This window comes from Laribacter hongkongensis DSM 14985, assembly GCF_000423285.1.
GTDB classification, from domain to species: domain Bacteria; phylum Pseudomonadota; class Gammaproteobacteria; order Burkholderiales; family Aquaspirillaceae; genus Laribacter; species Laribacter hongkongensis.
This window is the reverse complement of sequence record NZ_AUHR01000001.1, coordinates 149,533-172,327: the sequence shown is the minus strand read 5'-3', so window position 1 is coordinate 172,327 and position 22,795 is coordinate 149,533. Positions and strand designations below refer to the sequence as shown.

23 protein-coding genes are annotated in these 22,795 nt (G+C 64.9%); 15 read left to right on the top strand and 8 right to left on the bottom strand.

Features of this window, described 5'->3' with window-relative positions; all coding sequences use genetic code 11:
* Window positions 1-199 precede the first annotated feature (199 nt).
* Window positions 200-751 (bottom strand): cytochrome b/b6 domain-containing protein, encoded by a 552-nt coding sequence (locus G542_RS0100835; protein ID WP_027823135.1) that lies wholly within the window; start codon window positions 749-751, stop codon window positions 200-202.
* Window positions 752-939: 188 nt separating this feature from the next.
* Between G542_RS0100835 and G542_RS0100830 the strand changes: the two genes are divergently transcribed.
* Genes G542_RS0100830 through G542_RS0100815 form a run of 4 tightly spaced genes read left to right on the top strand, consistent with a single transcriptional unit; the run spans window position 940 to window position 3,203 of the window.
* Complete coding sequence (locus tag G542_RS0100830; RefSeq protein ID WP_012698530.1) at window positions 940-1,110, top strand: rubredoxin; 171 nt, start codon at window positions 940-942, stop codon at window positions 1,108-1,110.
* Window positions 1,107-2,237, top strand: a complete 1,131-nt coding sequence (locus G542_RS0100825; protein ID WP_027823134.1) for an NAD(P)/FAD-dependent oxidoreductase — start codon at window positions 1,107-1,109, stop codon at window positions 2,235-2,237. Before G542_RS0100830 ends, G542_RS0100825 begins: the two co-directional genes overlap by 4 nt.
* A gap of 46 nt (window positions 2,238-2,283) precedes the next feature.
* Window positions 2,284-2,703, top strand: coding sequence for a DUF1924 domain-containing protein (locus G542_RS0100820; RefSeq protein WP_027823133.1), 420 nt, complete (start codon window positions 2,284-2,286; stop codon window positions 2,701-2,703).
* Window positions 2,704-2,714: 11 nt separating this feature from the next.
* Entirely contained in the window at window positions 2,715-3,203 is a 489-nt protein-coding gene (locus G542_RS0100815) for a hypothetical protein (protein WP_027823132.1), read from the top strand.
* 26 nt (window positions 3,204-3,229) lie between these two features.
* On the opposite strand, the gene gshA is transcribed toward G542_RS0100815, so the two are convergent.
* Both gshA and G542_RS0100805 read right to left on the bottom strand, forming a co-directional pair.
* Entirely contained in the window at window positions 3,230-4,510 is a 1,281-nt protein-coding gene (gene gshA / locus G542_RS0100810) for a glutamate--cysteine ligase (protein WP_012698526.1), read from the bottom strand.
* A 58-nt stretch (window positions 4,511-4,568) separates the two neighbouring features.
* Window positions 4,569-5,534: a carbohydrate kinase family protein gene (locus tag G542_RS0100805; protein WP_012698525.1), complete on the bottom strand. Its 966-nt coding sequence runs from the start codon at window positions 5,532-5,534 to the stop codon at window positions 4,569-4,571.
* A 71-nt stretch (window positions 5,535-5,605) separates the two neighbouring features.
* Here G542_RS0100805 and G542_RS0100800 point away from each other — a divergent pair, with 71 nt between their 5' ends.
* The 8 genes from G542_RS0100800 to G542_RS0100765 all read left to right on the top strand — a co-directional run bounded on the left by G542_RS0100800 (window position 5,606) and on the right by G542_RS0100765 (window position 13,380).
* A complete protein-coding gene (locus G542_RS0100800; protein ID WP_034984674.1) occupies window positions 5,606-6,088 on the top strand; it encodes a TlpA family protein disulfide reductase in 483 nt (160 codons plus the stop codon).
* An 88-nt stretch (window positions 6,089-6,176) separates the two neighbouring features.
* Window positions 6,177-6,662, top strand: a complete 486-nt coding sequence (purE, locus tag G542_RS0100795) for a 5-(carboxyamino)imidazole ribonucleotide mutase (RefSeq protein ID WP_012698523.1) — start codon at window positions 6,177-6,179, stop codon at window positions 6,660-6,662.
* Window positions 6,659-7,801 (top strand): 5-(carboxyamino)imidazole ribonucleotide synthase, encoded by a 1,143-nt coding sequence (locus G542_RS0100790; RefSeq protein WP_012698522.1) that lies wholly within the window; start codon window positions 6,659-6,661, stop codon window positions 7,799-7,801. The genes purE and G542_RS0100790 overlap by 4 nt, the downstream gene beginning before the upstream one ends.
* Window positions 7,802-7,960: 159 nt before the next feature.
* The gene (locus G542_RS0100785; RefSeq protein ID WP_012698521.1) at window positions 7,961-8,644 is read left to right on the top strand and encodes an NYN domain-containing protein; all 684 of its coding nucleotides are present in this window, start codon (window positions 7,961-7,963) and stop codon (window positions 8,642-8,644) included.
* 53 nt (window positions 8,645-8,697) lie between these two features.
* Window positions 8,698-9,576 (top strand): phosphoribosylaminoimidazolesuccinocarboxamide synthase, encoded by an 879-nt coding sequence (locus G542_RS0100780; protein ID WP_012698520.1) that lies wholly within the window; start codon window positions 8,698-8,700, stop codon window positions 9,574-9,576.
* A gap of 371 nt (window positions 9,577-9,947) precedes the next feature.
* Window positions 9,948-11,078: a serine/threonine protein kinase gene (locus G542_RS0100775; RefSeq protein WP_012698518.1), complete on the top strand. Its 1,131-nt coding sequence runs from the start codon at window positions 9,948-9,950 to the stop codon at window positions 11,076-11,078.
* A gap of 272 nt (window positions 11,079-11,350) precedes the next feature.
* The gene (locus G542_RS0100770; protein WP_012698517.1) at window positions 11,351-12,325 is read left to right on the top strand and encodes a DMT family transporter; all 975 of its coding nucleotides are present in this window, start codon (window positions 11,351-11,353) and stop codon (window positions 12,323-12,325) included.
* A 104-nt stretch (window positions 12,326-12,429) separates the two neighbouring features.
* Window positions 12,430-13,380: a DMT family transporter gene (locus G542_RS0100765; RefSeq protein WP_012698516.1), complete on the top strand. Its 951-nt coding sequence runs from the start codon at window positions 12,430-12,432 to the stop codon at window positions 13,378-13,380.
* Between the two features lie 5 nt (window positions 13,381-13,385).
* On the opposite strand, the gene rodA is transcribed toward G542_RS0100765, so the two are convergent.
* From rodA to G542_RS0100740, 5 genes are all read right to left on the bottom strand, one after another.
* Complete coding sequence (gene rodA / locus G542_RS0100760) at window positions 13,386-14,492, bottom strand: rod shape-determining protein RodA (RefSeq protein ID WP_012698515.1); 1,107 nt, start codon at window positions 14,490-14,492, stop codon at window positions 13,386-13,388.
* Window positions 14,473-16,449 (bottom strand): penicillin-binding protein 2, encoded by a 1,977-nt coding sequence (mrdA, locus tag G542_RS15495; RefSeq protein WP_051189829.1) that lies wholly within the window; start codon window positions 16,447-16,449, stop codon window positions 14,473-14,475. The genes rodA and mrdA overlap by 20 nt, the downstream gene beginning before the upstream one ends.
* A gap of 12 nt (window positions 16,450-16,461) precedes the next feature.
* Window positions 16,462-16,968 carry a rod shape-determining protein MreD gene (gene mreD / locus G542_RS0100750; RefSeq protein WP_012698513.1) on the bottom strand — a complete coding sequence of 169 codons (507 nt, stop codon included), beginning with the start codon at window positions 16,966-16,968 and terminating at the stop codon, window positions 16,462-16,464.
* Window positions 16,969-16,971: 3 nt separating this feature from the next.
* Window positions 16,972-18,108: a rod shape-determining protein MreC gene (mreC, locus tag G542_RS15490; RefSeq protein WP_051189828.1), complete on the bottom strand. Its 1,137-nt coding sequence runs from the start codon at window positions 18,106-18,108 to the stop codon at window positions 16,972-16,974.
* A gap of 68 nt (window positions 18,109-18,176) precedes the next feature.
* Window positions 18,177-19,220, bottom strand: coding sequence for a rod shape-determining protein (locus G542_RS0100740; protein WP_012698511.1), 1,044 nt, complete (start codon window positions 19,218-19,220; stop codon window positions 18,177-18,179).
* Window positions 19,221-19,372: 152 nt separating this feature from the next.
* Here G542_RS0100740 and gatC point away from each other — a divergent pair, with 152 nt between their 5' ends.
* From gatC to gatB, 3 genes are all read left to right on the top strand, one after another.
* A complete protein-coding gene (gene gatC, locus G542_RS0100735; RefSeq protein WP_012698510.1) occupies window positions 19,373-19,660 on the top strand; it encodes an Asp-tRNA(Asn)/Glu-tRNA(Gln) amidotransferase subunit GatC in 288 nt (95 codons plus the stop codon).
* Window positions 19,661-19,705: 45 nt separating this feature from the next.
* Complete coding sequence (gene gatA / locus G542_RS0100730) at window positions 19,706-21,157, top strand: Asp-tRNA(Asn)/Glu-tRNA(Gln) amidotransferase subunit GatA (protein WP_027823128.1); 1,452 nt, start codon at window positions 19,706-19,708, stop codon at window positions 21,155-21,157.
* A gap of 82 nt (window positions 21,158-21,239) precedes the next feature.
* Window positions 21,240-22,670, top strand: a complete 1,431-nt coding sequence (gene gatB / locus G542_RS0100725; RefSeq protein ID WP_012698508.1) for an Asp-tRNA(Asn)/Glu-tRNA(Gln) amidotransferase subunit GatB — start codon at window positions 21,240-21,242, stop codon at window positions 22,668-22,670.
* Window positions 22,671-22,795: the final 125 nt, after the last annotated feature.

Genomic DNA, 22,795 nt, shown 5'->3' with positions numbered 1-22,795 from the left:
CCTGAGGCTCCGGCTGCACCACCAACCGGCTGGCCGGTACGTCACGTATCCGGTAGGCCGCCGCCGCATCATGACTGCGACAATCCGGCGATGCGGATTGTCATAGCCGGTCCATGGAATCCGGCCGGATGATGATCCTCAGGCCGGCGGACCTGGACCCCGGGAGGTCCGGCCCGCCGGAACGGAGGGCGGCGGACGGTCAGGCCGCCGGCCGGCGCTTGAGACCGCGCAGCATGTTCCACATGGCCGTGCGGCGGAAGGCCAGCAGGTAGGCCGCGTGGAAGCCGGCCAGCCACAGCACGGTGTTGGCTGCCACTTCGTGCACGTCGGCCAGCCATTCCGATGCCTCGTCTTCGTCGTGTCCGTCGCCATAGGTGTCATGGTCGTCGTAATGACCGCCGGCCTGCGCTGCCGGGACCACGGCAGTAACGGCGTCACCGATGATGCGGGTGTTGTCGACCATCAGGATGCCGGTGCCGGCCGTGACCACGGTGGCGGCCAGGATCCCGACCGTCAGCAGTTTGCTGACATGCAGCAGGTTCAGGTTTTTCAGCAATGACCATTGCGGCAGCACTCCGGGAAATCCGGCAGATTTTTTCAGCGCCAGAATCAGCCGGACAATCAGGAAAACAATCAGCCCGTAACCCAGCCAGACATGCAGTCGTTCAAAACTGTCTTCGGTGAAATAACAGGCCAGTATTAATCCGGCAATCATCCAGTGCACAAGGCGAAAACGGTTGAAGGGGTTCATTTTGCTGCCTTTTTTGTTGGTGTCATGCCTGCCAGTTTCTCCATTTGATTTAACGGCGGATTAAAAAGCCGGCCGGAATTTTTTAATTTTTTCAGGCGGTTTTTTAAGTTTCAGTTGAATGTCGGCTCCTAGCTTGAATGGCGTACCCGGCGCCGGAAACGGTCCGGCCATGACCTGAGGAGAGCGACATGAAAATCTGGCAATGCCGTATTTGCGGCGTGGTTTACGACGAACAGAAAGGCTGGCCGGATGCCGGCATTGCTCCGGGAACCCGCTGGGAAGACGTGCCGGACGACTGGCTGTGCCCGGACTGCGGCATGGGCAAGAGCGAGTTCGACCTGGTCGAAGTGCGGACATGAGCATCGTCATCATCGGCAGCGGCCAGGCGGGCTACGCCGTGGCCCGCGAGCTGCGTCGGCTGGATGCCGGGGTGCCGCTGGTCCTGCTGACCCGCGACGGCGGCGAGTCGTACCCCAAGCCCATGCTGTCGGTGGCACTGGCACAGGGCAAAACCCCCGCCGCACTGGTGCTGGCCAGTGCCGCGCACATGGCGACCACCCTGGACATGCAGGTGGTGACCGGAGTGGAGGTGACCGCCATCGACCGTCAGGCCCGCTGCGTCCGGACCCGGCAGGGCGACTGGCCGTACCGGGCACTGGTGCTGGCCACCGGGGCCGAACCGGTGACGCCGGCCCTGTCCGGCGACGGCGCCGGCGAGGTACTGGCGGTCAACGATCTGGACAGCTATGCCCGTTTCCGGGCGCAACTGCCGGCCGGTGCCAACGTCATCCTGCTGGGGGCGGGGCTGATCGGCTGCGAATTTGCCTGCGACCTGCTGGCCAGTGGCCATGCCGTTACCCTGCTCGACCGTGCTGCCTGGCCGGCGGCCGGCCTGCTGCCGCAGGCGGCCGGAACGGCCCTGTTGCAGGCCTTGCAGCAGGCCGGGGCCGGCTGGCATGGCAACGTGAACGTGCTGGCGGTCGAGCGTAGCGGTGGCGGGCTGGCAGTCGTGCTGGACGATGGCCGGCGGCTGGCCGGTGACCTGGTCCTGTCGGCCATCGGCCTGCGGCCGCGGACCGCACTGGCAGCCGGTGCCGGCCTGCCGTGCGACCACGGCATCCTGACCGACGCCGACGGCGTGACCGCCGATCCGTGCATTGCGGCACTGGGTGACTGTGCCCAGCCACCGTCCGGCTGGCAGCCCTACATCGCACCGGTTGCCCCGCTGGCGCGGCGCATTGCCGCCCGGCTGTCCGGACAGATTCCGGTGGTGGCTCCGGTGCTGCCGGTACCGGTGGCATTCAAGACGCCGCTGCATCCGGTGGTGGTGCAGCCGCCGCTGCGGCCCGGCAACTGGTCTGTGCTGGACGGAGCCGCCGGGGTGGAAATGGCCTGCACCGATGCCGCCGGTGAAGTGTGCGGCTTTGTCCTGACCGGCGCGCACGCCGGCAAGCGTGGCGTATGGCAGGGCCGCTTGCGGGCCTGAACCGAATGTTGATCGTGCCGGCCGGGCCGGCACCAGGAGAAAAACCATGAAACTGCTGACAACCTGCAGCCTCTTGGCCGGATGCCTGTGGATGACGGCTGGCCAGGCGGCCGGCCCGGCCGATTTCATCAGCCAGTACACCGCCGAGGCCCGTCAGGCCCAGCCGGGCTGGCAGCCTTCGGCCGAGCGGGGCCGGGCGCTGTATTACAAGGAAGTGATGCGCGACGGCGACAAGGTGAGCTGCGTGACCTGCCACACCTCCGATCCGGCCCGCAGCGGCCAGACCCGCTCGTACCGCGCCATCAAGCCGCTGGCACCGGCGGCCAATCCGGCGCGCTTCACCGATGCCAAGAAGGTGGAGAAGTGGTTCCGCCGCAATTGCGACGATGTGTTTGCCCGTGAATGCACGGCTCAGGAAAAGGCGGACCTGGTGACCTGGCTGGCATCGGTCCGTCCGGCGAAATGAGGAGGATGACCATGAAACCGAACCGCGGGACGATCAAGGCGCTCTTGTGTCTCTGTGGCTGCACGCTGGCGGCGTTTGCCGGCGCCGGGGACCACGGCCGGCGTGCACCGGCGGATGCGCTGTACCAGACCGAGTGCGGCAGCTGCCACCTGGCGTATCCGGCACGCATGCTGTCGTCTGCCGACTGGGCGCAGAGCATGAAGGGGCTGGATCGCCACTTTGGCGAGAATGCCAGTCTCGACAAGCAGGACTGGCAGCACATTTCTGCCTATCTGGCGCGCTACGCCGGTGACGGCCGCAAGCGCATGTACCAGACCGATACGGCCACGCCCGGCGAGCCGCGGCTGACCACGACGGGCTGGTTTGTCCACAAGCACCGCAAGGTCAAGGATGCCGACTTCCGGCTCAAGCGCGTGGGCAGCGCCGCCAACTGCGCGGCCTGCCACCGGGATGCCGAGCGCGGCGAATTCGACGACGACACGGCGAAGATTCCGCGCTGAGGGCGGCCGGCCGGCGCCGGGCGGGTTCAGGCGTCCGGTGCCGTGGCTTCCAGTTCGCGCGAGGCGGCCAGTTGTGCCAGTCGCGCCACCACGCCGTAGGCGTACAGGCGGTTGGTCGAGCATTCCGGGCCGCAGCGCAGGTCGGGCAGGCAGGCGTCGTCGAACGTCATCGGGGTGAAGTGCATGCCCGGCGCGTTGAGGTTTTCGTCCACGCCGCGGCCTTCGTGCACGCGGTAGAAACCGCCGACCACGTGGCGGTCGATCATGTAGATCACCGGCTCGGCCACGGCGTCCCCGATGGTCTCGAAGGTGTAGACACCTTCCTGGACGATCACTTCGCTGACCTGCAGGCCTTCCTTGACCACCGACATCTTGTTGCGGGCCTTGCGGTTGAGGCCGATGACGTCGTCCGGGCTCTTGACCGTCATCACGCCCATGCCGTAGGTGCCGGCGTCGGCCTTGACGATCACGAACGGCGTTTCGTCGATGCCGTGTTCGCGGTACTTAGCGCCGATGCGGGCCAGCACGTCGCTGACGGTGTCGGCCAACTGCTGTTCGCCCTGCCGTTCATGGAAATCCAGCCCGTTGCACGAGGCAAACAGCGGGTTGATGAACCACGGATCGAACGACAGGAGGGCGCCGAATTCGTCGGCGACGCTGTCGTAGGCGGCAAAGTGCTGGGTCTTGCGGCGGGTGGTCCAGCCGGCGTGCAGGGGTGGCAGCAGGTCCTGCTCCAGCCCTTGCAGCAGGGGCGGCACTCCGGCCGACAGGTCGTTGTTGAGCAGCACGAGGCAGGGGTCGAAACCGTCGGCCAGGCGCAGGCGGTTGCCGTGGCGCTCGATGGGCTCCAGCGTCAGCGAGTCGTCGTCGGGCAGGGCAAAGGTGGTCGGCTCCTGGATGTCGGCCAGCAGGGTGCCGATGCGCACATGGAAACCGGCCTGCACGAGGATGCGTGCCAGCGCGGCGACATTCTTGAGGTAGAAGGTGTTGCGCGTGTGGTTTTCCGGGATCAGCAGCAGGTTGCGTGCGGTGCAGCACGAGCGCTCGATGGCCATGGTGGCGGCCTGCACGGCCAGCGGCAGGGCGTCGCGGCCGAGGTTGTTGAAGCCGCCGGGAAACAGGTTCATGTCGACCGGTGCCAGCTTGAAGCCGCTGTTGCGCAGGTCGACCGAGCCGTAAAACGGCGGGACATGCTCGGCAAACTGGCGGCGGAACCAGTGCTCGATCTGGGGCTGGGCCGCCAGCAGGCGGCGTTCGAGCTCGACCAGCGGAGCGGTCAGGCCAGTGGAAAGGGTGGTGACAGGCATGATGTTTCCTGCAAAAAGACGGCGTATCCGATCATCAATGGCGATAAATGGCGCTTTTTCAAGTCTGGGCGGCAGGCTGTGCTTCCACTGGCCAAGGTTCGCCAAAGGCCCTGGCGTAGCGCAACTGCAGGGTTGTCCAGTCAAAGCCATGGTTCTGCGCTCCCTGATGCTCGATCTTGATCGCACCCAGCAGCGCGCCCAGCCGGCCGGCCAGCGGCCAGTCCCAGCCTTGCGCCCGGGCAAACAGCAGCCCGGCGCGATAGGCATCGCCGCAGCCGGTCGGGTCGACCACGCGCGCGGCCGGTGCAACCGGAATACGGTGATGATAGCCGTTGGCCCAGATGTCCGAACCCTGCGGTCCCCGGGTGATGACCAGGGCTTCCAGCCGGTCGGCCAGTCCGGCCAGCGACAGGCCGGTGCGCGACTGCATCAGCTCGGCTTCGTAGTCGTTGAGCGTCAGGTACGGCGCGCGTTCGATCATTTCCAGCAGTTCGTCGCGCGAGAACAGGGGCAGCTCCTGCCCCGGGTCGAAGATGTACGGCAGGCCGTGTTCCGACAGCTGGCGGGCATGTTGCAGGTCGGCGGCGTAGCCCGACGGGCCGACGATCGCCAGCGTGGCGCCGGCGAGGTGCCGGCTGACCGGATTGTCGACCGCGCAGTCAGTGGCGCCGGGATGGAAGGCGGTGATCTGGTTGTCGTCCCGGTCGGAGGTGATGAAGCACTGGGCGGTATGGCGGCCGGGCGCTTCGTAAATGCCGTCGGTGCGGATGCCGTGCTGCGCGAGGTGGGTGCGGTAGGGGCCGAAATCCTCGCCGGCGGCCGACACGATCAGCGGCTCGCCGCCCAGCAGTGCTAGGTTGTAGGCGATGTTGCCGGCACAGCCACCGTATTCGCGGCGCAGCTCGGGCACCAGGAAGCAGACCGACAGCTTGTGCAGCTGGTCGGGCAGCAGGTGGCCGGCAAAGCGGTCGGGAAAGGTCAGCAGGGTGTCGTAGGCGAGCGATCCGCAGACGATGATGGACATGGAGGAATCCAGCGGCCGATGATGGCGGAGATTGTAACATTGCCGTTTTGCCGAACTGTCTGGAGTTGCCCATGCCGCTGCGTCTGATCCGAACCCTGTTGCTGGCCTGCCTGCTGCTGCCCGCGCTGGCGCAGGCCGCCAGCCTGGCCGATACCCGCTTTACCGACCTCAAGGGCCAGAGCCGCACGCTGACCGACTGGCGCGGCCGGGTGGTGGTGGTGAACTTCTGGGCCACCTGGTGTGCGCCCTGCCGTGAGGAAATGCCGATGCTCAATACCTATGCCCAGAAGTGGGGTCCGCACGGTGTCAGTGTGGTGGGTATCGCACTGGACCAGGCGGTCGAAGTAAAGAACTTCGTGCAGATGTTTTCCATCACCTATCCGGTCCTGCTGGGCGGCAACCAGGCGGCCATGGACCTGATGCGCGCCAACGGCAATCCCGTGGGGGCCCTGCCGTTTACGCTGGTGCTGGACCGGCAGGGACGGCCGGTGGCCCGCATCACCGGCCGCCTGACCGAAGAGCAGCTGGATGCGGTGGTGTTGCCGCGGCGCTGAAAACCCGCGTGACGGCTACGGGGATAGCAAAATCGGGTAAAATCTCCGACCTTTGTTGATAACCGCAGTTTTTTTGCACGGATACGCCATGAAAATCGGCATCGTCATGGGCAGCCAGAGCGACTGGCCTGTCATGGAGCACGCCGCCAAAATGCTCAAAGCGTTTGGTGTGGACTATGAAACCCGCGTCGTGTCGGCGCACCGGACGCCGGACCTGCTGTTTGAATACGCCGAACAGGCCGAAGAACGCGGACTGGCGGCCATCATCGCCGGTGCCGGCGGTGCGGCCCACCTGCCGGGCATGCTGGCTGCCAAGACCCACGTGCCGGTGCTGGGCGTGCCGGTGCCGTCCAGATACCTGCGCGGCGAGGATTCGCTCCTCTCCATCGTGCAGATGCCCAAAGGCATTCCGGTGGCCACCTTCGCCATCGGCGAAGCCGGCGCGGCCAATGCCGGACTGTTCGCCGTGGCCATGCTGGCCGGCCAGGACCCGCAACTGGCCGACCGCCTCAAGGCATTCCGTGCCGAGCAGCGCGACAGCGTGCTGGCCATGAGCCTGCCGGAGGTGGCATGAGCGCCGCCAGCCAGCCGGTCCTGCCGCCGTCCATGCTGGGCATCCTCGGCGGCGGCCAGCTCGGCCGCATGTTCACCGTGGCCGCCAAGACCATGGGTTACCACGTCACGGTGCTCGATCCCGATCCCAACGCTCCGGCGGCCGATTTTGCCGACGTGCACCTGTGCCGTGCCTACGATGACCCGGAGGCCCTGCGCCTGCTGGCCGATTCGTGCGCGGCCGTCACCACCGAATTCGAAAACGTCAACGCCGACTCGATGCGCTGGCTGGCCGGCCGCACCCGGGTCAGCCCGTCCGGCGACTGCGTGGCCATTGCCCAGGACCGCATCCAGGAAAAAGCCTGGATCAACCGCGCCGGGCTGGCCACGGCGCCGTATCTCGCCATCGAATCGGTCGAGGACATCCAGTGCGATCTGGCGCCTTACCTGCCGGGCATCCTGAAGACGGCCCGCCTCGGCTATGACGGCAAGGGCCAGGTGCGGGTACGCACGGCCGATGAAGCCCGGGCCGCCTACGCCAACCTCGGTGGCCAGGCCTGCGTGCTGGAGAAGATGCTGCCGCTCAAGCTCGAAGTGTCGGCCATCGTCACCCGCGTGTCACCGGCGCTGAAAACCTGCTTCCCGGTAGCGGAAAACCAGCACGCGGATGGCATTCTGGACGTGTCCATCGTGCCGGCGCGCGTGGCGCCTGAGCTGGCCGAACGGGCCCAGGCCATGGCGCTGCGGCTGGCCGACGAGCTGGATTACGTCGGCGTGCTGGCGGTTGAATGCTTCGTGCTGGAAGACGACAGCCTGGTGGTCAACGAAATTGCTCCGCGTCCGCACAATTCCGGCCATTACACGCTGGATGCCTGCGTGACCGACCAGTTCCAGCAGCAGGTCCGTGCCATGTGCGGACTGGTGCCGGGCGTGGCCGACCTGCTGACGCCGGTGGTGATGGTCAACCTGCTGGGCGACAGCTGGCAGGATAACGGCGCGGCTCCGGCGTGGTCGGTGCTGATGGATGCACCCAATGCCAAGCTGCACCTGTACGGCAAGCGCATGGCCCGTCCGGGGCGCAAGATGGGCCACTTCAGCGTGACCGGGCCGGATGTGGAGGCACTGCTCGGGCAGGCGCGCGCACTGCAATCGACGCTATAAAACAGCAGGACAGGGAGGACGATGTGCCTCTCCTTTTTTTGGTTTGCCGGGCAGTCCGCTGCCCGTTGTTGCTTCGGGGCTTGACGCGTGGCCATCCAATTGCGCGCCCTGCCGACCCCCGGAGCTTTTTTGCTGGATTCCGACTGAAAGGTTCCGATCATGGCAACTGCCATCCTTATTGATGGTGCATTCTTCCTGCACCGCTACCGCGCCCTGGTGGCCGATGCCGCCACGCACACGGCCGACGACGTGGCCGACACGCTGGTGCGCTGGTCGCTGGCGCACCTCAACCAGCAGGACGAGCGCCGCGACCTCTACCGCATCTTCTTTTACGATTGCCCGCCGCTGACCAAGAAGGTACACACCCCGGTCGGCAACGTGCTGCGCGACTTTGCCGAATCACCGGAAGCGCGTTTCCGCACCACCCTGCACGAAGCCCTGTCGCGCAAGCGCAAGCTGGTGCTGCGCCGCGGCCAGCTGGCCGATTTCAACCAGTGGAACATCAAGCCCATGGTGCAGCGCCAGATCCTCAAGGGCGAGCGCAGCGTGGATGACCTGCGTGACGACGACTTCATCTACGACGTGCGCCAGAACGGCATCGACACGCTGATGGCGCTTGACGTGGCCGGCATCGTCTACAAGAAGCTGGCCGACCAGGTGGTGCTGTTCGCCGCCGACGCCGATTTTGTGCCGCTGGCACAGCTGGTGCGCCCGGAAGGCATCGACCTCGTGCTCGACCCGATGTGGAAGCCGGTGGCGCCGGAACTCTTCAACCACATCGACGGCCTGCGCTCGACCTGTCCGCGCCCGGTGCGCGAACTCGGCACCAACGGCAACGCCTGATCACCCGGCCCCGGATTTTCCGGGGTCTTTTCCCTTTTGCCCGAGACCTGACCATGAACGGCCTGACGACCACCGACCTGACAAGCCTGAAAAAAATCTATTCCGGCAAGGTGCGTGACCTCTACGAAATCGACGACCAGCGCATGCTGATGATAGCCACCGACCGGCTGTCGGCATTTGACGTCATCCTGCCCGATCCGATTCCGGAAAAAGGCAAGCTGCTGACTGCCATTTCCAACTTCTGGTTCGACAAGCTCAAGGATGTGGTACCCAACCACCTGACCGGCGAGCGGCCCGAAGACATGGTGTCCGCCGCTGACCGGCCGCAGGTCGAAGGGCGCGCTGTCGTGGCCAGAAAGCTCAAGGCGCTGCCGATCGAGGCCGTGGTGCGCGGCTATCTGGCCGGTGGCGGCTGGAAGGAATACCGCAAGACCGGCGGCGTGTGCGGCATCGCCCTGCCGGCCGGCCTGCAGGAGGCCAGCAAGCTGCCGGAACCGATCTTCACCCCGTCGACCAAGGCGGCCGTCGGCGACCACGACGAGAACATCAGTTTCGAGCGCTGCGCGGACATCATCGGTCGCGAGATGGCCGGGCAGGTGCGCGACACCGCGCTGCGCCTGTATCGCGTGGCGTCGGAATACGCCGCCAGCCGCGGCATCATCATCTGCGACACCAAGTTCGAGTTCGGCCTCGACGAAAACGGTACGCTGGTCCTGATGGACGAGGCGCTGACGCCGGATTCCAGCCGTTTCTGGCCGGCTGACAGCTATCGTGAGGGCATCAGCCCGCCGTCGTTCGACAAGCAGTTCGTGCGCGACTGGCTGGAGACCACCGGCTGGGACAAGGTTTCGCCGGCTCCGCGCGTGCCGGACGAGGTGGCGCAGAAAACCGCCGACAAGTACCGTGAGGCGCTGGTGCGGCTGGCCGGCTGATTGATCAAATCAATTGACATTAAAAACACCCCCTGCACGCAGGGGGTGTTTGCTTGTGGGGAAACCGGAAAAATCCGGCTTCCATGACGTTATTTCGCGGGTTTTTCTGTATTTGTGATGAAATGACCGGTCGTGTTTCGGTGTGTAGTATTGGTATTTATCCTTTTGTTTTCAATGTATTGATGTGGTTTGTTTAATGACTTTTTCATGGGGCGCCGTGTTTTTTTGTGATTATGCTTCATGGAATCACAATATTAGTTGATCTTAATTTGATAGTTTTTGATTGGTTTTTGGAATGTCTCGGATACGGGAAAAGCGTCAAATACGTTCCGTAGCAAGTCACTTCAATCAACCATCAAAAGGGAAGCACCATGACGAAGATCGTCAACTCCTGGAACGACTGGGATCCGCTGAAGCACGTTATCGTTGGCCGTTGCGACAACAGCTGCGTGCCGCCGGAAGAACCTGCCACCTCGGAAAAGGTGCCGGTCGACAGCCCGATGCGTGGTATGTGGGGTCCCCGTCCGACCGACACGGTCGAAAAGGGCAACGAAGCACTTGACGGTCTCGTCAAGGTCCTGGAAAGCCGCGGCGTCAAGGTTGATCGTCCGACCCCGCTGCAGTGGAACGCTCCGGTCATCACCCCGGACTTCCGTACCGATTCCATGATGACTTGCATGCCGCCGCGCGACACGCTGCTCACCATCGGTAACGAAATCATCGAAGCAGCCATGTCGTTCCGCTGCCGTTACTGGGAATACCTGGCCTTCCGTCCGCTGCTGAGCCAGTACTTCAACGAAGACCCGGAATTCATCTGGACCCAGGCTCCGCGTCCTCGCCTGACCGACAAGTCGTACAAGCACAACTACTACGACGAGCGCATCACTCTTGAAGAGCGTCTGGTCCGCACCGCCAACAAGGACTTCGTGACCACCGAAGAAGAAATCCTGTTCGATGCCGCCGACGTGATGCGCATGGGCAAGGACCTGTTCATCCAGCACGGCCTGACCACCAACCGCAAGGCTATGGAATGGTTCAAGCGCAAGTACCCTGAGTTCCGCATCCATGCCGTGAACTTCCCGGGCGACCCGTACCCGATCCACATCGACGCCACCTTCGTGCCGCTGCGTCCGGGCCTGATCATCAACAACCCGGTCCGCAAACTGCCGGAAGAACAGCGTGTCGTGTTCGAGAAGAACGGCTGGGAAATCGTTGATGCCGCCCAACCGGCCCACGACGAACCGCCGCCCCTGTGCTACAGCTCGGTCTGGCTGTCGATGAACTGCCTGGTCCTCGATCCGAAGACCGTCATCGTCGAAGCTTCCGAAGTCAACCAGCTTGAGCAGATGGACAAGCTCGGCATGAACGTGATCCCGGTTGCGATGCGTGATGCCTACGCCTTCGGTGGCGGCCTGCACTGCTCGACCGCTGACGTGTATCGCGAAGGTACCTGCCAGGACTACTTCCCGAACCAGAACTTCAAGGACGTTACCCGCGTCTGAGAAGCTCCGCCTTCCGGCCGGACTTTCCCGGTCGGGCCGGAAGGATTGCAGTAGTTGCTGTAAAGCCCGCCCCGATGGGGCGGGTCATCCCCCCGGATCAGGTGCCGGGGGTGACTGCCAAGAGTCGCTAGCAAAGTTGGGTTTTCCTGCCGTCGTTTCCAGGGTTCCGGACCGTGTTCCGGAAGCTCCGGGCGCGGGAGCAAGGCAATTTCGTTAGCGGCTCTTTTTGGGTCATGCTCGGCTCCTGCGGTCTCCCTTTCCCGGAGTCAATCATGAGTACGACCCCCGAAGTCTTTGTTGCGGACAAAAAGCTCGGCTTCATCTGCGCTTTCACCGCAGCCACCCTCATGGGTTTTGTGGGCTTCTTTGCCCGTCACATCAACGCCCAGGGTGACTTTATCGCCTGGTCCCGCATGGCCTGCGGTGCCATCCTCTTTTTCGGCATCCTTGCCTACAAGGGCCGTCTGGGTGACCTGAAGACCTACAAGATCTCCCCGTCAATGGTGATGTCCGGCTTCTTCATGGGCAACTGCCTGTCGGCCTACATCGCGTCGACCCAGCTCACCTCGATCGCCAACGCCGTGTTCTTCATCTACGTCGGCCCGATCATCTCCACCCTGCTGGCCATCGTGTTCCTGCGCGAAACGCTGAAGCTCGCCACCGTGATCGCCGTGGTCGCCGTGTTCATCGGCATGATGGCCATTTCCGGCTTCATCAACTACGGACCGGAAGGCCTGAGCGTCGGCATCCAGTTTGCCCAGGAAACCTTCCTTGGCGACATGCTGGGCCTGTATTCCGGCGTCGGTTACGGTCTGTTCCTGTTCTTCGGCCGCTATCGCACCGAAGTCCCGGGTGACGTGCGTGCCTTCTGGAACTTCGTGTTTGCCGTGGCCGGCATCACCATCCTCTTCACCTTCACCCAGCCGACCATCTCGCAGATGACGGCATCCGACTGGATGTGGTGGGTGGGCATCGGCTTCGTGTGCGGTTTCGGTGCGCTGGGTACCTGCACCATCGCCACCCGCCACCTCAAGGCCGTGGAGTTTGCCTGCGTCTCCTACTGGGAGTGCGTGGTGGCTGCCGTGTTCATCGGTTACCTGTTCTACGGCGAAACCATGAACGCCATGCAGTTGTTCGGTGGTGCGCTGATCATCTTTGGCGGCATGAGCGAAATGCTGCTGGCCCTGCTGAAGGGCGCAGCCAAAAAGTCCCAAGCGAAGAAGGCTGCCCCGACTGCCGCGGCCTGATTCCTCTCAGAGTGACTTCCTTGATACGGCCGGTAACCCCGGCCGTTTTTTTCTTGACCGGCGCAGGCGGCCGACTGCGGGCAGCGTGACAAGGGGAGAGCATCATGGCCGGAACGGATGGAGCAGGACACCACGATGGCCGGCGCGCAGCGGTGGCCATGGCGCTGGTGGCAGTGGCACTGTGGTCGAGCAATGCCGTGGTGGCCCGCTTTCTGGGTGATGCCATTTCGCCGTGGATGATGTCGTGGCTGCGCTGGCTGATTCCGTTCATCGTTTTCCTGCCGCTGGTCAGGAAACCGTTCCGTTCGGCCCGGCGCAAGCTGCTGGCCAATGCCCGGCTGCTGGTCATGCTGTCCGGGCTCGGCTTCGTGGCCCATACGGTGTTCTTCTACGTCGGGCTGACCGACACCACCGCCATCAATGCCTCGGCGCTGCTGAGCCTGACGCCGATCTGGATCATGCTGATCCTGCTCGCACGCGGCGCACCGGTCACGCCAGTGCAGTGGGCCGGCATCGTGCTGTCGATTGCCGGCTCGCTGGTCATCATCACCGAAGGCAGCCTGGCTGCCCTGCTGCAACTGCACTTCCAGTGGGGGGATCTCGCCATCATTGCCTCGGGCATCACCTGGGCCGGCTACACCCTGCTGCTGCCGCGGCTGCACGGTTACATTCCGCCGGTCCTGCTGATGATGGTGCTGATGGGCGTGGCCAGCATCATGCAGCTGCCGATCGTGGCCATTGACCTCTGGTACCGCGGTGCCCCGGCGCTGGATGCGCTGCAATGGAGCATCGTCGGCTACGCCGGCATCATCTGCTCGTTCGTCGGCTTTGCCCTCTACAACAAGGCGGTGAAGCAGCTGGGCAGCGACCGCGCCGGCGTGTTCCTCAACCTGATGCCGCTGATGACGGCACTGGAGTCGGTCCTGTTCCTGTCCGAAGACTTCATGGGCTATCACCTGGCCGGCATGCTGGTGATCCTGTGCGGACTGACGCTGGCCGTGGGACGCTTCCGCCTGCGCCGGCCGCTGGCGCCACCGGCCCAGCCTGCCGGCTGAACGGCCTAGCGCTTGAGCAGCGGCCGGTTCTTGTGGATCGACATCAGGATGCCGAAACCGGTCAGGATGGTGACCATGGCCGTGCCGCCGTAGCTCACCAGCGGCAGCGGTACGCCCACCACCGGCAGGATGCCGGACACCATGCCCATGTTGACGAAGGCGTAGGTGAAGAACGACAGCGTGATGGCGCCGGCCAGCAGGCGGCCGAACAGGGTGGTGGCCTTGGCGGCGATCATCAGGCCGCGGGCAATCACCAGCGTGTACAGCACCAGCAGCAGGCCGTTGCCCAGCAGGCCGAATTCCTCGGCGTAGACGGCAAAGATGAAGTCGGTCGTGCGCTCGGGGATGAAGTCGAGGTGGGTCTGGGTGCCGGAGAGCCAGCCCTTGCCGAAAGGGCCGCCCGAACCGATGGCGATCATCGACTGGATGATGTGGTAGCCGGCACCGAGCGGGTCCTGCGTCGGGTCCAGCAGCGTCAGCACCCGGCGGCGCTGGTAGTCGTGCAGCAGGGTCCAGATCACCGGCAGCGTGGCGGCAAAGCCGGACAGGCCGATCAGCAGCACGCGCCACGGCAGGCCGGCAAAAAAGATCACGAAAAAGCCGGCCGCCCCGATCAGCGTAGCCGTGCCGAGGTCGGGCTGCTTGAGCACGAACGCCATGGGCACGCCGAGGATCAGGGCCGCCACCACGTAGTGCCACCAGCCGAACTTGCCTTCAAAGCGCTGGAAAAACCACGCCACGGTCATCGGCACGAGGATCTTCATGATTTCGGACGGCTGGATGCGGGTGATGCCGATGTCCAGCCAGCGCCGCGAGCCGTTGACCACCTCGCCGGCCACCGCCACTCCCAGCAGCAGGACCAGCCCGGCCAGATAGCCCGGCAGCGCCAGCTGCATCAGGATTTCCGGCCGGATGTTGGCGACCAGCCACATCAGTCCCAGCGCCACCAGCATGAACACGGCCTTGTTGGCGATGCGGTCCATGCTTTCGTTGGAGGCGCTGTACAGCACGACGAGGCTGACGGCAAACAGCAGGACCACGAACAGCAACAGCCAGCCGTCCACCGGCGCCTTGATGCGCGCCCAGACGCGGCTAATCAGATTCGGATGCATCTTCGGCACCTTGTTGCGCGGGCGGCGGCGCCAGCCGGCTGGCAGCCTGGTCGCCCAGAAGATAGAAGTCGGTCAGCTGGCGGGCAATCGGCGCTGCCGCTGCTGCCCCCCAGCCGCCGTTTTCGACGATGACCGCGATGGCGATCTTCGGCTCGGCCACCGGGGCAAAGGCGATGAACCACGAGTGGTCGCGGTGCTGCTCGGCCAGTGCCGCCGCGTTGTACTTGGCACCCTGCTTGATCTGCACCACCTGCGCCGTGCCGGTCTTGCCGGCCATTTCGTAGGCGAGGTTGCCGCCCAGCCGCGCAGCGGTGCCGCCGGGCTTGAGTACGGCCGCCATGGCACTTTTGACAAAGTCGACATGCTGCGGCTTGAAATGGTTGTCGCGCACCGGTTGCGGCTCGACCAGCGTGCTGGTCCCGGTCTGCGTATCGACGATTTCCTTGACCACGTGCGGTTTGAACACCACGCCGTTGTTGGCAAGGATGGCCGTTGCCTGCGCCATTTGCAGCGGCGTGTAGGCGTTGTAGCCCTGGCCGATGCCGATCGGCACCACGTCGGCCGGCAGCCAGCGCCGGTGCTCTTCGCGGTAGCGCTTGGCGGCAAAGCGGCGGGTCTTCCATTCCTTGGACGGCAGCACGCCCTTGGCTTCGTGGTCAAGGTCGATGCCGGTGACCGAGCCGAGGCCGAACTTGGCCAGCTCCGGCGCAATGCGGTCGATGCCCATGTCCCAGGCGAGCTTGTAGTAGTAGGTGTCGGACGAAACCTGGATCGACTTGAACAGGTTGACCGTACCGTGTCCGGCCGGCTTGGAGTCGCGGAAACGGTGGCTGGAGCCGGGCAGGGTGAAGTAGCCGGGGTCGGCAATGGTGTAGCCCGGATCGCGGAATCCGCTTTCCAGCGCGGCCATGGCCATGAACGGCTTGAAGGTGGAGCCCGGCGGATAGAGGCCGCGCAGCGCACGGTTGATCAGCGGGCGCTTCCAGTCTTCGTTGAGGTCTTTCCAGCTCTGGCTGTCGATGCCGTCCACGAACAGGTTGGGGTCGAAGCCGGGCTTGGAGACAAACGCCAGCACGCCGCCGGTGGCGGGTTCGATCGCCACCAGGGCGCCGCGGCGGTCGCCAAAGAGTTCGAAGGCCTTCTGCTGCAACCGGATGTCGAGCGCCAGCCTGAGTGTCTTGCCGTTGACCGGCGGCGTACGCCGCAGGGTGCGGATGGCACGGCCACCGGCGTCGGTTTCCACTTCCTCGAAGCCGGTCTGGCCATGCAGCTCGTCCTCGTACACGGCTTCCAGACCGGTCTTGCCGATGTGCGTGCTGCCACGGTAGTTGGCGCTCTTTTCCTCTTCGTCCAGCCGGTCCTTGTCACGCTGGTTGATACGGCCGATATAGCCGACCACATGCGCCAGCTGGTCCTTGTACGGATAGTCGCGGAACAGCCGTGCATTGATTTCCACACCGGGCAGCCGGTAGCTTTCGGCCGCCACCCGCGCCACTTCGTCGTCGGTGAGCTTGAGCTTGAGCGGAATGCTCTCGAAGTTGCGCGATTCGGCCTTGAGCTTGCGGAAGCGCTTGAGGTCGCGCGGGGTGATTTCGACCAGCCGGCCCAGCTCTTCGAGGGTGGCGGGCAGGTCGGGAATCTTGGATGGCGTCAGCTCCAGCGTGTAGGCCGAGTAGTTCTGCACCAGCACCACGCCGTTGCGGTCGACGATCAGCCCGCGGTTGGGCACGATCGGCACAAAGGAAATGCGGTTCTGCTGGGCCAGCGTGCTGAAGTGGTCAAACTGGAACACCTGCAGCCAGACAAAACGGGTAAACAGGATGCCAAACGCAAACAGGATGGCCCCGAACGCGACCAGCAGCCGGATCTGGAACTGCCGGTCACTCTCTTGCGGCGTCTGCGGAGCCTTGCTCCGCAACAGCCGGGCAAACGAAAAACGGCGCCGGAACGAAAACATGCGTGTACGGCCCTAACCCGGCTGGCGGCTGCTGCCGCTGCGTTGCGGCCACAGCAGGATGGTGGTCAGGAGCGGCCACAGCAGTGCGCCGACGAACGGCGACATGAAGTAGCTCCAGCCTACTACCACGCCGCCCAGCGCCATGCGCGCAAGCCACATGATTGCCTGGCTCAGCAACAGCAGGCCGAGCACGATCAGCGCCTGCTGGCCGAGGCTGTACATGGCGATCTGGCGCTGCCGCAGCAAGACCAGGTAGCTGATGACGGTGTAGGCCAGTGCATGCTGGCCGATCAGGCCGGCGCTGAAAAAGTCACCGATCAGGCCGACCAGGAACGACAGGCCGATGCCGAAGCGCGACGGCTGGTTGATGTTCCAGTACAGCACGAGGAGGGCGACGAAATCCGGTGTCAGGCGGGCCGGGCCGGAAAGCGGCAGCAACTCGACCACCAGCGCCAGTGCCAGCGACAGGGCGATCCAGCGCTTGCGTACCGGGCGGAGCAGTTCGCGGGGTTTGTCCATGGCTCAGGGTTGGGTAGTGGCGCGCGCCGGAGCGGTGGCCGGGGTGGACGGAGCGGCCGGTGCAGTGCTGGCCGCCGGGGGCGTGGCGGTTGCCGGACGGACCGGAGCCGGGCTGCCGGCTGCGACGGAGCGGGCCGGTGGTGTGGTCGTCGTCACTGCCGGAGAAGGTGTCGCCGCCGGGACGGGCTTGCCGGTGGCGGGAGTGGCTGTCGCGGCGCTCTGGGCATTCCGGTGTGCGGCCTTGCCGGCCGGCTTTTCGTCGGCCGGGCGGGGTGGCAGCGGAGCCGGGTGTGGCGAGGGCTGCGGTTCGCGCTCGGCGCGCGGCAGGACCAGGGCAAAGCGGCCGCGGTCGACAAGACCGACCGGTTCGCTCTGGATGGTGGCGAAGGTCCGGCCGGCGTCGCGTTCGACGAGGCTGACCCTGGCCACGTTCAGGCCGGCCGGAAACACGCCGCCGAGGCCGGAGGTGACCAGCATGTCGCCTTCCTTGACGTCGGCATTGAGGGGCAGGTAGCGCAGCTCCACCCGGTTGCCGTCGCCGTACAGCAGTCCGCGGATGCCGTTGCGGGCGACCTGGATCGGCACGATGGTGCCTTTTTCGGTAATCAGGGTGACTTCGGAGGTCAGGGGGGCGACACGGGTGACCTGTCCGAGCAGGCCGTGGGCATCGATCACCGGCTGGCCGGCGATAATGCCGGCCTGCGTGCCCTGGTCGATGACGAGCTGGCGCGAAAACGGGTCGCGCGACAGCGACAGGATTTCGACAAAGCGTGGTGAGCCGCCCTGCACCTCGCGCAGTCCGGCCAGCTGGCGCAGCTCGGCGTTTTCGCTTTCCAGGGCCGACAGCCGCTGCAAGCGGGCGGCCAGCGTGATCTGCTGGTTGCGCAGGGCGTGGTTGTCGCGCTCAAGCTCGGCCTGGGCGGTGACGAATTCGGCAAGGCGCAGGCCGGCGGCCAGTGGTGCATTGATCATCCACTGGAGCGGGTACAGGGCGACGGCTGCCGATTCGCGGGTGTTTTCCAGCAGCTGGAAGCGGGCGTCGGCAATCATCAGTCCGAGCGACAGCGCGCCGCAGACCAGCGCACGGGTCAGCGGCCTGGGGCCCTGACGGAAGAATCTCGGTTGGCTCGCAAAGTCCATACACATTTACGCAGACGCCCGCGCGGGCGGGCGTCTGGTGTTCGAGGGGTGAAAAACGGACCGGGCGGTCAGTCGTAGGTGAAGATGGTGCCGACCGCCTTGTCGAGTTTGTCGAGCGCCTTGCCCGAGCCGCGCACCACGCAGGTCAGCGGGTCTTCGGCGACGAATACCGGCAGGCCGGTTTCTTCCTGCAGCAGGCGGTCGATGTCGCGCAGCAACGCGCCGCCACCGGTCAGCACCATGCCCTTTTCGGCAATGTCGGCGCCCAGTTCCGGCGGGGTCTGTTCCAGCGCGATCTTCACGGCCGACACGATCTGGTTCAGCGGTTCGGTCAGGGCTTCGAGGACTTCGTTGGAGGAGACGGTGAACGAGCGCGGGATGCCTTCGGCAAGGTTGCGGCCCTTGACTTCCATTTCCTTGACTTCGGCGCCCGGGAAGGCGGAGCCGATGGTTTTCTTGATTTCTTCGGCGGTGGTTTCGCCGATCAGCATGCCGTAGTTGCGGCGGATGTAGTTGATGATGGCTTCATCAAACTTGTCGCCGCCGACGCGCACCGAGTTGGAGTAGACGATGCCGCCCAGCGAGATCACGCCGACTTCGGTGGTGCCGCCGCCGATGTCGACCACCATCGAGCCGGTGGCCTCTTCGACCGGCAGGCCGGCGCCGATGGCGGCGGCCATCGGTTCCTCGATCAGCTCGACGCGGCGGGCGCCGGCGCCGAGGGCCGATTCCTTGATGGCGCGGCGTTCCACCTGGGTGGAGCCGCACGGCACGCAGATGACGATGCGCGGGCTGGAGCTGAAGAAGCGGCTCGGGCTGACCTTCTTGATGAACTGCTTGAGCATCTGCTCGGTCACGGTGAAGTCGGCGATCACGCCGTCTTTCATCGGGCGGATGGCCTGGATCGAACCCGGGGTACGGCCAAGCATTTTCTTGGCTTCGAGACCGACGGCCAAGATGGTCTTCTTGTTGGAGTTCGGTTCGTGATGAATCGAGACCACCGATGGCTCGTTGAGGACAATGCCCTTGCCCGTGACGTAAATGAGCGTGTTGGCAGTACCGAGGTCAATAGCCAGATCGTGAGAAAAATAGCCGGTGATGGAGCGGAGCATGTACTGGTCCTGATATCGGCTGCGGAACTCGGCCGCAGCCTTGGGAATTCTGGGGTGGATACCGTTTTCCGGCGCCTGGCGGGCGCTTGGGCGAAACGGCGCGGTATGATAACCTACAAAGTTCTAAATATTAAGGCATTAACGAGGATTTTATGGCCCTCTCCTCAGATGACGTCGTCAAGATTGCCCGGCTTGCGCGGCTGCGCGTCAGCGAGGCCGAGCGCGGCGCGGTGCAAGGTCAGCTCAACGGGATTTTCGACCTGATCGAGGCCATGCGTGCCGTGGACACCGCCGGCGTCGAGCCCATGGCCCATCCGCAGGACGCTGCCCTGCGCCTGCGCGCCGATGCGGTGACCGAAACGGACCGCCGCTCCGCCTACCAGGCAGTCGCTCCGCAGGTCGAGAACGGCCTGTACCTGGTGCCCAAAGTCATTGAATGATTTCGTGCCGGCGGCCTGCGCTGCCGGCCTTCCTGCGTGAATCCCATGTCCTACACACTCAAAGCTCTGGCCGGCCAGCTGGCGGCCCGCGAGGTGTCGAGCGCCGAACTGGTTGCCGACGCCCTTGACCGTATCGGGCGCCTCAACCCGGTGCTCAACGCCTTCATCACCGTGGCCGACCGCGACAGCGCGCTGGCCGCGGCCCGTGCCGCCGATGCCGCCCGTGCCGCCGGCACCGCTTCACCGCTGGCCGGCATCCCGCTGGCCCACAAGGACCTCTTCGTCACCGAAGGCATGAAAACCTCGTGCGGCTCGAAGATGCTCGACAACTTCATCGGCCCGTACGACGCCACCGTGGTGGCCCGCTGCAAGGCTGCCGGTCTGGTGACGGTCGGCAAGACCAACATGGACGAATTCGCCATGGGCTCGTCGAACGAAAACTCGTTCTACGGCCCGGTGAAAAACCCGTGGGATCTGGCCGCCGTGCCGGGTGGCAGCTCGGGTGGCTCGGCCGCTGCCGTTGCCGCGCGCCTGGTGCCGGCCGCGACCGGTACCGATACCGGCGGCTCGATCCGCCAGCCAGCCGCCTTCTGCGGCATTACCGGCATCAAGCCGACCTATGGCGTGGTCAGCCGCTACGGCATGGTGGCCTATGCCAGTTCGCTCGACCAGGGCGGGCCGATGGCGCAGACCGCAGAAGACTGCGCCCTGCTGCTCAACGTCATGGCCGGGTTTGACGAGCGCGATTCGACCAGCGTCGAGCGCGCGGCGGAAGACTACACCCGTGATCTGGCCCGCCCGATTGCCGGACTGAAGGTCGGCCTGCCGAAAGAGTTTTTCGCCGAAGGGCTGGATGCCGACATCGCCCGCGTGGTCGACGAAACCGTGGCCGAGCTCAAGAAGCTCGGTGCCGACATCGTCGAGGTCAGCCTGCCGAAAACCCGCCTGTCGATCCCGGCCTACTACGTGATCGCCCCGGCCGAAGCCAGCTCCAACCTCAGCCGCTTTGACGGCGTGCGTTACGGCCATCGCGCCGCCGACTACCGCGACCTGACCGAGATGTACGAAAAGTCGCGCGCCGAAGGCTTTGGCGAGGAAGTGAAGCGCCGGATCATGGTCGGCACCTACGTGCTGTCGCATGGCTATTACGACGCCTACTACATCCAGGCGCAGAAAATCCGCCGCCTGATCGCGGAAGATTTCCAGTGTGCGCTGACCGAGTGTGACGTCATCCTCGGCCCGGTGGCACCGACGCCGGCGTGGAACCTCGGCGAAAAGACCAGCGATCCGACCGCCATGTATCTTGCCGACATCTACACGCTGGCGGTCAACCTCGCCGGGCTGCCGGGCATGAGCCTGCCGGCCGGCGTGGCGGCCAACGGTCGTCCAGTCGGCCTGCAACTGATCGGCAACTACTTTGCCGAAGCGCGCCTCCTGAACGTGGCGCACCAGTTTCAGCAGGCTACCGACTGGCACACCCGCGCGCCGGCGCTGTAACCGTCCGGGCAGCCAGGCTGCCCGTTCCGCATTCCGCGGGGTGCCAGCGTGGCATCCCGCCAGACAACAGGATTTCTCGACCATGAAATGGGAAGTCGTCATCGGTCTGGAGGTGCATGCGCAGCTCTCGACCCAGTCGAAGATTTTTTCCGGTGCCAGCACGGCCTTTGGTGCTGCACCCAATACCCAGGCCTGCGCGGTGGACATCGCCCTGCCGGGCGTGCTGCCGGTGATGAACCGCGTGGCGATGGAAAAAGCCGTGCGCTTCGGCCTCGCCATCGGCGCCACCGTCAACCCGGTGTCGATCTTTGCGCGCAAGAACTACTTTTATCCCGACCTGCCCAAGGGCTACCAGATCAGCCAGTTTGAAAAGCCGATCGTCGAGGGTGGCCAGATCGCCATCCGCGTGGGCGAGACGGAAAGGCGCATCAACCTGACCCGTGCCCACCTCGAGGAAGACGCCGGCAAGAGCCTGCACGAAGAGTTCGAGGGCTCCACCGGCATCGACCTCAACCGCGCCGGCACGCCGCTGCTGGAAATCGTCTCCGAGCCGGAAATGCGCTCGGCTGCCGAAGCCGTGGCCTACGCTCGCGCCCTGCACGGACTGGTTACCTGGCTTGGCATCTGCGACGGCAACATGCAGGAAGGCAGTTTCCGCGTGGATGCCAACGTGTCAGTGCGTCCCGAAGGGCAGGCCGAATTCGGCACCCGCCGCGAGATCAAGAATCTCAACTCGTTCCGTTTCCTCGAGCAGGCGATCAACTACGAAGTGCAGTGGCAGATCGACCTGATCGAAGATGGCGGCAAGGTGCAGCAGGCCACCGTGCTGTTCGACCCGGCTACCGGTGAAACCCGCGCCATGCGCAGCAAGGAAGACGCGCATGACTACCGCTACTTCCCCGATCCCGACCTGCTGCCGCTGACCGTGACCGAAGCTGATTTCGCTGCCGTGCGTGCCGACATGCCGGAACTGCCGGGCGAAATGGCCGCACGTTTTGTCGAGAGCTTTGGCGTGCCGGAACTCGATGCCGCGCAACTGACGCAGAGCCTCGACGTGGCGCGCTACTTCGAAGCCGCTGCGGCTGCGTCCGGCCAGGGCAAGCTCGCCGCAAACTGGATCACCGGTGAGCTGGCTGCCCGCCTGAACCGCGAGGACATGGCGCTGGCAGCCTGCCCGATTGCACCGGAACGGCTGGCCGGCCTGCTGGTGCGCATCGCCGACAACACCGTGTCGTCGAAGCTCGCCAGACAGGTGTTCGATGCCCTGTGGGACAGTGAACTGTCGGCTGACGCCGTGATCGAGCGCGATGGCCTCAAGCAGGTGTCCGACGCCGGGGCCATCGAGAAACTGGTCGACGACGCCATCGCCGGTAATCCGAAGGCCGTGGAAGAGTTCCGCGCCGGCAAGGAAAAGGCGCTCAACGCGCTGGCAGGCCAGGTGATGAAGGCCAGCAAGGGCAAGGCCAACCCGGCGCAGGTGCAGGACATCCTGCGGCAGAAACTGGCCGGCTGACCGGCTGCGTTGTCCGTTCAAGCCCTCCGTTGCCGGAGGGCTTTGTCGTTGGGTGGCCGGCCTGCCGGCAAGTGCCTGATTTGATCGGACAATGATGCCTGAAGGGTCTCTAAGTACTTGTCCTG